11 protein-coding genes and 2 tRNA genes are annotated in these 12,278 nt (G+C 44.4%); 4 read left to right on the plus strand and 9 right to left on the minus strand.

Going from position 1 to position 12,278, the window contains the following annotated elements:
- The first annotated feature begins 98 nt into the window (after positions 1–98).
- Positions 99–668 (plus strand): outer membrane protein assembly factor BamE, encoded by a 570-nt coding sequence (locus tag Q7V21_RS12820; RefSeq protein WP_304917678.1) that lies wholly within the window; start codon positions 99–101, stop codon positions 666–668.
- 4 nt (positions 669–672) lie between these two features.
- Here Q7V21_RS12820 and Q7V21_RS12825 read toward each other — a convergent pair whose 3' ends face one another.
- The 5 genes from Q7V21_RS12825 to Q7V21_RS12845 all read right to left on the minus strand — a co-directional run bounded on the left by Q7V21_RS12825 (position 673) and on the right by Q7V21_RS12845 (position 6,240).
- Positions 673–1,311, minus strand: a complete 639-nt coding sequence (locus Q7V21_RS12825) for a carbonic anhydrase (protein ID WP_304917679.1) — start codon at positions 1,309–1,311, stop codon at positions 673–675.
- Positions 1,312–1,314: 3 nt separating this feature from the next.
- Positions 1,315–1,956: an MBL fold metallo-hydrolase gene (locus Q7V21_RS12830; RefSeq protein ID WP_304917680.1), complete on the minus strand. Its 642-nt coding sequence runs from the start codon at positions 1,954–1,956 to the stop codon at positions 1,315–1,317.
- A 70-nt stretch (positions 1,957–2,026) separates the two neighbouring features.
- Entirely contained in the window at positions 2,027–3,265 is a 1,239-nt protein-coding gene (locus Q7V21_RS12835; RefSeq protein ID WP_304917681.1) for a hypothetical protein, read from the minus strand.
- Between the two features lie 97 nt (positions 3,266–3,362).
- Positions 3,363–3,779 carry a hypothetical protein gene (locus Q7V21_RS12840; RefSeq protein WP_304917682.1) on the minus strand — a complete coding sequence of 139 codons (417 nt, stop codon included), beginning with the start codon at positions 3,777–3,779 and terminating at the stop codon, positions 3,363–3,365.
- 67 nt (positions 3,780–3,846) lie between these two features.
- Entirely contained in the window at positions 3,847–6,240 is a 2,394-nt protein-coding gene (locus Q7V21_RS12845; protein WP_304917683.1) for a Lon protease family protein, read from the minus strand.
- Positions 6,241–6,324: 84 nt separating this feature from the next.
- Here Q7V21_RS12845 and Q7V21_RS12850 point away from each other — a divergent pair, with 84 nt between their 5' ends.
- Positions 6,325–6,630, plus strand: coding sequence for a PilZ domain-containing protein (locus tag Q7V21_RS12850; RefSeq protein ID WP_304917684.1), 306 nt, complete (start codon positions 6,325–6,327; stop codon positions 6,628–6,630).
- Between the two features lie 7 nt (positions 6,631–6,637).
- On the opposite strand, the gene coq7 is transcribed toward Q7V21_RS12850, so the two are convergent.
- The 4 genes from coq7 to Q7V21_RS12870 form a co-directional block, all read right to left on the minus strand.
- Positions 6,638–7,282 (minus strand): 2-polyprenyl-3-methyl-6-methoxy-1,4-benzoquinone monooxygenase, encoded by a 645-nt coding sequence (coq7, locus tag Q7V21_RS12855; protein ID WP_304917685.1) that lies wholly within the window; start codon positions 7,280–7,282, stop codon positions 6,638–6,640.
- Positions 7,283–7,299: 17 nt separating this feature from the next.
- On the minus strand, positions 7,300–8,370 hold the full coding sequence (locus tag Q7V21_RS12860) for a GGDEF domain-containing protein (RefSeq protein ID WP_304917686.1): 1,071 nt from the start codon (positions 8,368–8,370) through the stop codon (positions 7,300–7,302).
- A gap of 87 nt (positions 8,371–8,457) precedes the next feature.
- Positions 8,458–9,411 carry a chemotaxis protein gene (locus tag Q7V21_RS12865; protein ID WP_304917687.1) on the minus strand — a complete coding sequence of 318 codons (954 nt, stop codon included), beginning with the start codon at positions 9,409–9,411 and terminating at the stop codon, positions 8,458–8,460.
- Between the two features lie 202 nt (positions 9,412–9,613).
- Positions 9,614–9,700 (minus strand) — tRNA-Leu (locus Q7V21_RS12870).
- Positions 9,701–9,740: 40 nt separating this feature from the next.
- Here Q7V21_RS12870 and rnr point away from each other — a divergent pair.
- Both rnr and Q7V21_RS12880 read left to right on the plus strand, forming a co-directional pair.
- Positions 9,741–11,909 carry a ribonuclease R gene (gene rnr / locus Q7V21_RS12875; RefSeq protein ID WP_304917688.1) on the plus strand — a complete coding sequence of 723 codons (2,169 nt, stop codon included), beginning with the start codon at positions 9,741–9,743 and terminating at the stop codon, positions 11,907–11,909.
- A 115-nt stretch (positions 11,910–12,024) separates the two neighbouring features.
- Positions 12,025–12,100, plus strand: a tRNA-His gene (locus tag Q7V21_RS12880).
- Positions 12,101–12,278 lie beyond the last annotated feature (178 nt).

Below are 12,278 nucleotides of genomic sequence, written 5' to 3' on the forward strand. Positions count from 1 at the left end.
TCTTAAATCTTGTCTTTCCATTATTATTGTTGCCTCGTAGAATACTTACGAATAGCGTATCATCGCACTTTCGTCATCAATACAGAAACAAATACTAAATGAAAAGCCTGCTTATTTATAGCCTTTCCTTGGTTATTCTCAGTCTCAGCGCCTGTAGCAAAGATAAAATACCTGGTGTTTATCGAATTGATATTCAGCAAGGTAATCAGGTTACCCAGGAAATGCTCAGTAAACTGGAACCTGGCATGACCAAAAGCCAGGTGTCCTTTGTAATGGGAACACCAATGCTAATTGATGTATTCCATCCTAACCGCTGGGATTACATTTACAGTTTCCACCCAGGAAATGGTCCGCGCGAACAACGTCGAATAACTTTGTTTTTTGATGATGAAGAAACACTGGACTATATTGACGGCAACACACGTATTGTTGAAAGCATTCAATTGACCGAAGAACAGCGCACCGATACCAACGTCGTCGTACCACTTACCGAACAGAAAACCGGATTTTTCAACAGTATGTTGAATCTGATTGGACTCGGTGAAGAAAAAGTCGAAACCATCGACGAGACGGATCCGGCTCTAGTGAAGCAACAGGAAGCACTTCCAGAAACATCAAGAGAGCCGATGGGCGGTCAACCTGCGGGTCAAATCCCGGATATTCAATAAACGTCTAAGTTGTTGATTCCTGAACCGGTTCAAATTGACCGGTTTGGGAATTAAAACACAGTAACTCACCCGCTGCTAAATCGAAATACCAGCCGTGTAATGTCAAACGGCCATCTTCAACGCGTTGCTTAACACACTCAAAACTCATCAGATTGTCCAGTGAGACGAGCACAGCCCTTTGCTCACAGGCTTTCAGCAGAGCGGAATCCTCACCATGATGATGCTGTTTAACCCAATCTTTCGCTGGCTGGGCTATTGATACCCATTGATGGATAAATTTGGAATTCTGCTGACCATCATCTTCCCAAAGCGCCCGAATACCACCACAATTGGCATGCCCCATGACAATAATGTTTTCAACCTGCAAGTTATTCACTGCAAACTCAAGCGCGGAACTGGTGCCATGGTGCAAGCCATCATGCTCACAAGGCGGCACCAGATTGGCGACGTTCCTTACCGTAAACAGATCACCGGGATCACAATCCGTCAAAATCGCTGGATCCACTCGCGAATCACAACAGCCAATCATTAACGTTTTGGCGGGTTGGCCAGTTTTCATGCTGGCATAGAGGCGACTATCCTGTCCAAAATATTGCTTTTTGAACCGCTGAAATCCTTCAATTAATCTGTCTGTATTCGCCATCGTTTATGCTTGTCTCAAGAACTTTAAATAAGGGTTATGTAGCTTCTCATGTTCAATTGTCGTAACCGGACCATGACCGCTATGCACGCGCAAATGTCCTGGTAACTGAACTAAGCGTTGCAAACTTTGCTGCATTATAGCCGGATTACCCATCGGCAGATCAGTTCGGCCGACGCTGCCTGAAAATAAGGTATCACCTACAAAAATATCTTTTTGGTCATAATAACAACCCTGCCCCGGGGTATGGCCTGGAGTGGAAATAAATTTAAGCATTGTCTTGCCTAACAAAATCTCATCACCATCATCTACCAGGTGATCAATACGTCCACATTGCCGATTAAATGCCGGTTGTCCAAACCAGTCACCTTGAACAGGTAAGGTTTCGAATAGCGGGATCTCTTTACGGGGTAAATAGGTCGGCACATCGAACTGCGTTTGCAAGGCAACTAACCCGCCGGCATGGTCAAGATGCCCATGCGTTAACAAAATCATCCGTATATCCGGTAACGGTTCGAGCTTTAGTAATTTCCTGACTAACTCATCGGTTTCTCCGGTATCAACAATTGCACTGACACCGGTCGATTCATCCTGAATCAAATAGGTATTGACCTGAAATGCACCAACTGTGAAACAGGTAATGTGCATCGTTTATTACTCCCAAAAAAAAGCAGCTGGTGATGGACACCAGCTGCTTTAACAACATCATTTTTATATATTATTTGTCGATTTTTTTCTGCGTTTCACGAGCTAAACGCATATTGTTTTCAAACCAATCACGTTTGATTTTTTGGGTACGTACCAGACTAATATTGGCTTCATACCATTTTTGCTTGATATCGGCATGCGGATCAGGATGCAGATTCGCTTCATACCATTTTTTATGGCTTTCACGCGCTGCCTGCAGATTGGCTTCGTACCATTTTTTATCACTGGCTGTTTGTTCATCACTGAACTCATACCAATGTTTAACTGTAGGTGTCTGATCCAGATTGGCTTCATACCATTTGCTATGTTGCTCGCGGAATTTCGCCAAGTTCGCTTGTTGGAAGCTCCGTTTCAGATCGCTATATTGCGAATCAGCAAATTCATACCAATGAGTTTCTGTTGGTGTTTTATCCAGATTCGCTTCATACCAATGCTGCCGATTCGCTCTAACCGTTTCGATAGCACTGCGTAGGTTTGCTTCATACCATTTTTTCTTGGTATCAAGGTGATCCACCATATTGGCTTCATACCAGTGGGTATCGCGCTGCTGTGCCGGACGCTGATTGGCTTCATACCATTTAGAGTTTTCGCGAGCAACCTTGGTGTTATAAGCAAACCAATCACGTTTCACTTGTTGGATACGTGCCAGGCTAATATTAGCTTCATACCATTTTTTCTTGATATCGGCATGTGGATCAGGATGCAGATTCGCTTCATACCATTTTTTATGGCTTTCACGCGCTGCCTGCAGATTCGCTTCGTACCATTTTTTATCACTGGCCGTTTGTTCATCACTGAACTCATACCAATGTTTAACTGTAGGCGTCTGATCCAGATTGGCTTCATACCATTTGCTGTGTTGCTCACGGAATTTCGCCAAGTTCGCTTGTTGGAAGCTTCGTTTCAGATCGCTGTATTGCGAATCAGCAAATTCATACCAATGAGTTTCTGTTGGTGTTTTATCCAGATTCGCTTCATACCAATGCTGTCGATTCGCTCTAACCGTTTCGATAGCACTGCGTAAATTGGCTTCATACCATTTTTTCTTGGTATCAAGATGCTTCACCATATTAGCTTCATACCACGGACGTTCAGAATGCTGAACAGGATTCTGAGCCGCTTTGTACCAAGGCAGTTTTTTCATTTTATCTCTCACTGCGTTTGCGGATTGCAACTTAGCTTTAATACTGTCTATCGTTGCGTGATTGCTCTCGTACCACTTTGTTTTAATATCGATTGTGCTACTCATTGCGTTTACCTCTCTGGGCAGTTTTACAATTTGATACTACCCTAGAAGTGAAGCCTACCACAAGTAAAAGCATGTTAAGAAAACATCAATCTGTCTTTTATTCAAAGCAATGCTTTTCGGCCTTCACCCGTTGTAACATGGCAATCTTCTGTTCGATCTGCTGTGTGCGCCTTGCTTCTTTTTCATCGACCAACGAAGAATAGCCCAGATAAGCTAATCCCAGCCATCCTTCGACGATCGGAATCGAATCAAAAACAATCAATGTGGCGGCCAGCTTGTTACTGCCATCAGCATAAAAGTCCGGTTTGTAACTGTATCGATATGGATGCAGCTGGTTGATCGCCCCATCAATCTCAACACAACTATGTTTACGAATCTCGTCAGTTATTTCGACAATGGGTGGTTCGTAATAAATGGGTTCGGTAGGAACAGGTACAGGGGTCAATGCCTGTACCGGAAGTGCTACCAAAACAAACGCCAAACTACTTAGCTTAATAATGAACTGTTTTTTCATGGCTGACATACCTATCAATGAGTCGCGACTTATTGATGTTAACGGCTGGTTTGTTCATTTCTGAAATCTAATCATTTGCTTCATGAGAGGTGTCTTTATCATGTTTATTCAGCTCTGCCCAATTCGCCAATCTGGCCGCTACTGCGGCATTAAAGCTATTCTCAGGATAATTACCCTGCTCGTCTGCTACACCCACTTCATGGTCAGTCAGTATATTAATCGCATCAGCAATATCATCAACGGCATAGATATGAAACAGACCATTTGCTACAGACTGCCGGACTTCAGGTTTTAACATCAAATGCTGCATATTGCTGCGCGGAATGATTACACCTTGTGTCCCGGTCATACCGACCAGCGAACAGACATCATAAAAACCTTCAATCTTTTCATTAACACCGCCGATAGCCTGTACCTGACCGAATTGATTCATGGAGCCGGTAATCGCCATGGATTGTTTCAGCGGAATTTTGGCAATCGCAGATAACAACGCACATAACTCAGCCACCGTGGCACTATCACCATCAATCTCACCGTAGTTCTGCTCAAACACAATACTGGCAGCCATCGATAAAGGTTTATCTGCTGCATAAAACGATCCCAGATAAGCCGCTAGAATCATCACTCCTTTTGCATGCAAATTACCACCGAGTTCAACTTCGCGTTCAATATCAATAATGGCATCATCACCATAACGGCAACTGGCCGTTATTCGAGTAGGTTCACCAAAATGAAAACCGCCGATACTGAGTACCGACAAGCCATTTACCTGACCAATACGTTTACCGCTCACATCGAGTTGAATGATCTGCCGTTGGATTTGCTGATAAACCACAGTACGCACCCTATCAACTCTTTTCAGACGTTGCTGCCAGGCATGATCAACAGCATCCGCCGTGATTTCGGCTTGTTGATATTTTCGCGCCCAATAGGCGGATTCTCGCAACAGATCCGTCATATCACCGATATGCAGCGAGAGTTGTTGTCCGTCATTAATCGATCTGGCGGCATATTCAATCATCAGTGCGACGGCACCTTGCTGCAAAGCAGGCAAATGCTCGTTCATTGCAGTTGAAGCAATCAGTTTGGCCATTTGCATATGCGTTTCAGCATTACGAGGTAATTCGTCTTCCAAATCAGCCAATACTTTGAATAATCCTGCAAATTCCGGATCCCATTCATAAAGCTGATAATAGAGATCCCGGTTGCCGAGCAGAATAACTTTGGTCGAGAGCGGAATCGGCTCGGGTTCCAGTGAAACCGTGGCGACTAGACTATAAGTGCGCTCAAGATTTTCCAGCGGAATTTGCGCAGATTTTAAAGCAGCTTTTAAACCTTCCCAGGCAAAGGGTTGTTCTAGTAATTTTTCGGCATCAACAATTAAAAAACCGCCATTGGCACGATGCAAAGCTCCCGCTTTAATTAAAGTGAAATCGGTAACCAAAGCCCCCATCATCGCCATGTTTTCAACACAGCCCAATAGATTTTGATGATTTGGTTGATTGAGATACACCACCGGTGCGCCATGCAAGTCAGCATTATCGACAATCAGGTTAATCTGATAGCGCTTCAGACAATTATCAACATTCACATCTTCCTGGCGCTCCTCATTTTTGAGAAACATGTCGATATTGCGTTGAATATCAAACTGCATATCATCAAAATAATTTTGTAACAGCTGGGACTTCGGATAAGCGTGGCGTAAAAAATCTATCTGACGGGTGATAACTTCCAAGGCGACCTGATCATTCAATGCTGTGATTTTATTGACCGTGTCATGTTCCCATTCGTGGATTTCAATCAAGGTTTCCTGCATTTCAACTTGCAGTTTGGCAATCGCTTCTTCCGTTTCCATTTTTTTGGCGTAGGGCAGATCTTCAAATGCCTCTCCAGACAAAGGCTCACCTTCATGCTGAGCGGCAAAGGCATATGCTCCGTCTTCCATTCTCAGTAACACTACACCTTGTTTATCAGCTTCATCCTGTAATGCCGCAAATAAACGTACCCGATGTTGACGACTGGCTTCCTCAATGGCCCGTAGACGACCTCGATAATATTCATCATCAAAGGCATAAGGTAGTTGTTGCTGAAGTTCTTTGATGACACGTTCAATATCCAACTTCAGTTGCGCCCCCTCGCCCGCAGACAAGGACAAAGCTTTGGGCTGCTGAGGGATATCAAAATTATGCAAATAAGCCCAATCCTTGGCATCCGGACGACTGGCACAATGTTTGGTAAGAAACTCCCCTACCAGCGATTTTTTCCCCATGCCAGCTTCACCCATCACGTAAAGGTTATAACCCTCGGCTTGAATTTTGGCTGCAAACTCAATTGCTTCGCGAGCCCGCTCCTGGCCTATCAGGCCGGATAAGGGTTCAATTGTTGCCGTGGTTTTGAAGGGCAAATCGGTTAGATTGCAGCCGTGGTAAAGTTGTGAAGCACTAAGTTGTGTGACTGGCATGGATATCTCTGGACGAATGAACAGAACTTAGCTTAGGCTAGGCACATCTGATAGGCAACTGCTTCAAGAAAAGGGATAAAGCTTATGACAAGTCAGGATTTTGAAGAGAAACGTAATTTTTTTCGCATGCGGGTAAATGGTCCGGTGAAGATCGAACGTCAGGATCCGGCGGAAACCTTTGATGCAGAAGGACTTGATTTAAGCGCCAGTGGTTTGAGCTTGATTTCAGATGATGTTGTAAATGAAGGAGAGATATTACAAATCAGTATAAAAAGTCATAATCCAGAACTTGCTGACTTTGTCGCAGAAGCGAAAGTGTTAAGAGTCCAGCCGTCAGAAGATCAGCCGGAGCGTTTCAATATTTCAGTAAAATTTACCACTATTTATTGAAATCAAGTTACAGCCAGTAGCTGCTTCGTGTCATCACTTTAGACATCGGCTGCATTATTTTGCGCACCAGCCAGGGTAACTCAGCCCCTCCGGCTGCTAATGCAGTGTCTTGATGATGACGTTCATCTTCACGCATTTGCGCCAGAATCGAACGGCTTCGCAAATCATTTTCACTCATTCTGCCAAGATGTTCGTCCAGGTGTTTAATTACCTGCTTTTCGGTTTCAGCAACAAATCCCAAACTCCATTTATCACCTATTTTTCCGGCTACAGCTCCGATCACGAAAGAACCGGCGTACCAAAGTGGATTGAGTAAACTGGTGCGACCTTCAAGTTGTTGCAGTCGTTTTTCGCACCATAATAAATGATCATTTTCTTCTGCTGCAGCCTGTTGCATCGCTTCACGAACATTTGTCAGCTTCGCTGTTAACGCCTGACCTTGGTATAAAGCCTGAGCGGAAACTTCACCAGAATGGTTCACCCGCATCAGCGCAATAGATTGGCGTCGTTCATTATCATTCAGCGCTATTTCTTCTACTTCATTTGCAGGATTATCTCTGCCACTGGAAGGTGGAGTCCCTGCCAAAGTAGTTAACGCTTTGTCCAATTCAATAATGATTTTGTCGGCTAATAACAGATTACGGAAACTCATATTTTTCCCGGGTTAATTCAAAATAATTCAACATCAGAACTTGCCATTTTTTGGGGTTCCATCACTTTGCCTTCAGCAAGCAGGTGATGATAGTTCTGTACTTGATTACGGCCTCCATTTTTCGCGGCATACAACGCTTCATCAGCCTGACCAATCACGTCGGTTGGTGAGAGTTGAGCCGAAACTTCAACAAAACCAATACTGACCGTCACCTGACCCAGTTGAGGAAAGTTATGGTTTGCCACAACTTTGCGAATACGTTCAAATGCCTGCATGGCATCCACTTCATTCGCCGCTTTAAGCAACACCACAAATTCTTCGCCACCAAAACGATAAATCAAATCATCATCACGAATCACGCCTGACGTCATCAATCGGGCGACCAGAATGATCACCTCATCACCATATAAATGGCCATAGGTGTCATTTATGACTTTGAACTTATCGATATCCACTACCCCCAACCAATGTTTAATGGCATAACGGCGGCGCCGCGAATCATTGGGTGAAGCCATCAGCTTATTAAGTTCACTGCTCTGATTGACCAGAATTTTGGTGATCTGCTCATCCAGTGTTTCGCGATTATATAAACCGGTTAATTTATCCCGTTGCGATTTATCAATTAGCGCCAGATAGTTGGCATAAACTCTCAAAATCCCGTGTACTAGCCGTTGATCAATAGCTGAAGGCAACTCGTTACAGTGATGAACCAGACTAGCAAATATTTCGCCATGTGAATCATAGGCGGGATAAATCACATTCCATCCGCTAGTCCCGGTTTGGCGGTAAGAAACAATATCCTCTTTATCGATGGCTTCGGTCATGGCGGCGGTCAATTCATCAGCAGTTTCCGCATTTAATGTAGGGTGCTGATCAGAAGACGAAATCACATCATTTACACAAAAAGCCAGCAAGCTGATGTCATGCACCAGATCATGGCGACGCACGCGGAACAGTCGTAAAGACTGCGCCGGAAATAATTCATTTAAGGTTTTTAACAGGCTTTTTTCCAACACCTGCCGATCATGATGTCGGGTTATTTCAGCAAGGTTATCGACAATTCGAATACTGCTATGACGATGTTGCATAACGATTTTGCCCTTAACAGAACGGGTGGTCGATCATCATTGATCAAGCTGATCAGTTGCCACTCTGATCAATACGGCAGAGGCTAATTAATGACTGCTTTCAATAAAACCACGAATCGTAGCAGCGAGTTCACGCGGTTGAAATTTTGATACGTAAGCATCTGAGCCTACGCCACGCCCCATCGCCTGATTTGCCACAGCAGTAAGCGATGAATGCATGATTACCGGCAGATGCGCCATCCGGGGATCTGCTTTGATTTTCTGGGTCAACACATAACCGTCCATTTCAGGCATCTCAACATCGGTTAACACCACTTGAATTTCCGTCGTGATATCGCGTTTTTCCTGTTCACATTGAGTCGCCAGTTTATCCAATGTTTTCCAGGCAAGTGCTCCATTAATGACACCGGTATGGCTTACCCCCAACTTATCCAGAGTCTGAGTAATTTGCTTGCGAGCAACATTTGAATCATCGGCATAAAGCACTTTATACTTTTTGCCATTCTCTATTTTCTCTATGCCTTCAAACGCAGTTTCATCATAGAAATCACCGGTATCAGCCAGCACTTTTTCAACATCCATGATCATTACCAGCCGTTTATCCTGTAACTCGGCAACCGCAGTCACTAAACCGCCTAAACGTTTGGAAATTAATGGAGGTGGTTCTTTAACCTGCTGCCAGCTTAATCGTTGGATGGTATCCACCGAAGTGACAAGGAAGCCCTGAACATGAGTGTTATATTCGGTAATCATCAGGATTTTAGGGGTTTCATGAGATTTTAATTTACAAAATTTTTGTAAATTAATAATCGGAACCATATCGCCGCGTAAACTCACAAAACCTTCAATACCATCGGGCATTTCCGGTGCACTGGTGATTTCGGGAACATTGAGTACTTCGCGAACTTTGAAAACATTGATACCGAACAATTCATTTCGGCCAGTATCATCATTAGTCCCCATACTGAAAAGCAACACTTCAAGGTGATTTGTGCCAGCTAATTTGGTACGTTCGTCAATCGAATCGATAAAGGTTGCCATGTTCATTCTCACTGTGCAAAGGCCGATAGTCCGCAGAGAACGATTGAAACGTAGCTGAGCGGTTTAATATGCACAATATCGTAACCTTAAAACAGGTTCAATAGCATTAATTATCAGATTGAAGGGAAGCAGAACGAGAAAGATTCACCTGAAACGACCAAAGCAGTTAAAATGGTCGGGTGACAAAAAGAAAAATTCGGAATGGTGCCCAGGGGGAGACTCGAACTCCCACGTACATACGTACACTAGCACCTGAAGCTAGCGCGTCTACCAATTCCGCCACCTGGGCAAGAAGACGCGCATCATATAGATCGAGATAAAAACTGTCAATGACTGAACAAAACATAACTGACCCTTTTGAGGGTCGTGAAGCCGAGAAATACGATAATCCAATCCCTAGCCGTGAATTTATTCTCGAGCTCCTCAAAGAACACAAAGCACCTCTTTCCCGAAAACATCTTTCCAAACTTCTGGATATTAAAGGCGAAGATCAAACTGAAGCATTACGCCGTCGTTTAAGAGCGATGGAACGCGATGGTCAAATATTACGAAATCGCAAAAATGCTTACGGTATCGTTTCTAAAATGAACCTGCTCAGTGGCCGAGTGATGGGCCATCCCGAAGGCTTTGGCTTTTTAATACCTGATGAAGGCGGCGAAGATTTATTTCTCAGCGAACGTGAAATGCGCGTGGTGTTACATGGAGACCGTGCATTAGCCCGAATCAGTGGCACCGATCGTCGGGGTCGCAAAGAAGGTGCGATTGTTGAAATCGTACAACGAGCCAATCAGACTGTGGTTGGGCGTCTGCAAGCCGATGCCAGCCTGTATTATTTGATACCGCACAATCGTCGCATCAGTCAGGACATCATGATTCCTGCTCATGAATTAATGGGTGCTAAAGACGGCCAAATCGTTGAAGCTGAAATTACTGAACATCCCAATAAACATCGCTCCCCGCTTGGCAAAATTGTCGCCGTTCTAGGTGATCATATGGCACCGGGCATGGAGATCGATATTGCCCTGCGCAGCTTCGAATTACCTCATGTTTGGTCACCCAAAGCACTCGCTCAGGCAGAAAGTTTTGGCGAAAGTATCCCCCAGGACGCGATTGAAGACCGCTTGGATTTACGCGAATTGCCTTTGGTCACCATTGACGGTGCCGATGCCCGTGATTTTGATGACGCAGTTTATGCCGAAAAACTGGATTCAGGTAACTGGCGGCTATGGGTCGCGATTGCCGACGTATCCTATTATGTAAAACCTGAAGATGATCTGGACAAAGATGCGCAAGAACGTGCGACCTCGGTGTATTTCCCTAGCCAGGTCATTCCCATGCTGCCTGAAGCATTATCCAATGGCTTATGCTCATTAAACCCGCAAGTGGATCGTTTGTGCATGGCCTGCGAAATGATCATCAATCAAGATGGTGAAATAGAGTCATATAAATTTCATCAAGCAGTGATGAACTCCAAAGCACGACTGATCTACGAGCAAGTCGCCAGCATCCTGCAAGATAACGATGTCGCATTACGTGAACAATTCGCTCATGTACTTCCAGGTCTAGAAACCATGTACGAGTTGTTCCACGTCATGCTCAAAGCACGTGAAAAACGTGGAGCCATTGACTTTGAAATGACTGAAACGCAATTTCTGTTTGATGAAAACAGAAAAATTTCTTCTATCGAGCCACGCACCCGTAATGATGCCCACCGGTTGATTGAAGAATTCATGATTGCTGCCAATGTGTCAGCAGCTCAATATTTACTCGCCAGTAAACTGCCGGTTTTATATCGTGTACATGAAGTGCCATCAGTTGAAAAATTGTCTGCATTACGTGAATTTTTAGGTGAACTCGGCCTGTTTTTAGGCGGCGGTGACACGCCTGAACCGGCTCATTACGCCTCATTGCTGAAAACTGTCAGCAAACGTCCGGATGGGCATTTATTACAAACGGTCATGTTACGCAGCATGAAGCAGGCTGTTTATTCCCCGGATAATGTCGGCCATTTTGGTTTGGGTCTGGAAGCCTATGCGCATTTCACCTCGCCAATTCGTCGTTATCCGGATTTGTTAGTACACCGTGCTATCAAACATGCCGTTAGCAAACAAAAAAAATCTGCCTGGCGTTATTCAGAAGAATCCATGGTTCAGTTGGGCGAACATTGCTCAATGGCTAGTCGTCGGGCCGATGAAGCTACCCGTGATGTTGCGGACTGGCTCAAATGTGAATACATGCGTGATCGGGTTGGTGAAGTTCATGAAGGCGTAATCAGTGGTGTCACCGGCTTCGGTTTATTTGTCGAGCTCAGTGATATCTATATAGAAGGTTTGGTCCACGTCACCTCGCTTAAAAATGATTATTACCAGTTTGATGCCAGCGGTCATCGATTGATGGGTGAAAGAACCCGTAAATCGTATCGTCTGGGTGATTCAATTCGCGTCAAAGTGGTACGTGTCGATCTGGATGAAAAGAAAATCGACTTGGATCTGGCATAAGGCTTGTTGAGCTTTCATCTCAATTTCCCTTGACCAGAAAAATAAAGGCAGTACAATTGTCGACTTCCTGAAAGTCATCCACTAAATTTGGGTGGTTTTTGAACAGATTTCTGTGGTGAATGTAGCTCAGTTGGTAGAGTCCCGGATTGTGATTCCGGTTGTCGTGGGTTCGAGCCCCATCATTCACCCCACTTTTTGTAATCGTCTATTTGCCTTTATGTAACTGCAAGTAAATAAACGATTCAGCATTATGTTTTAACAGTTGATTCAGGCTTGCACGCCACCCACACTGTTTGTATAATGCGCCTCTTGTTGCCGGTGTAGCTCAGTTGGTAGAGCAACTGATTTGTAATCAGTGGGTCGTAGGTT

It is taken from the genome of Methylophaga sp. (assembly GCF_030651745.1).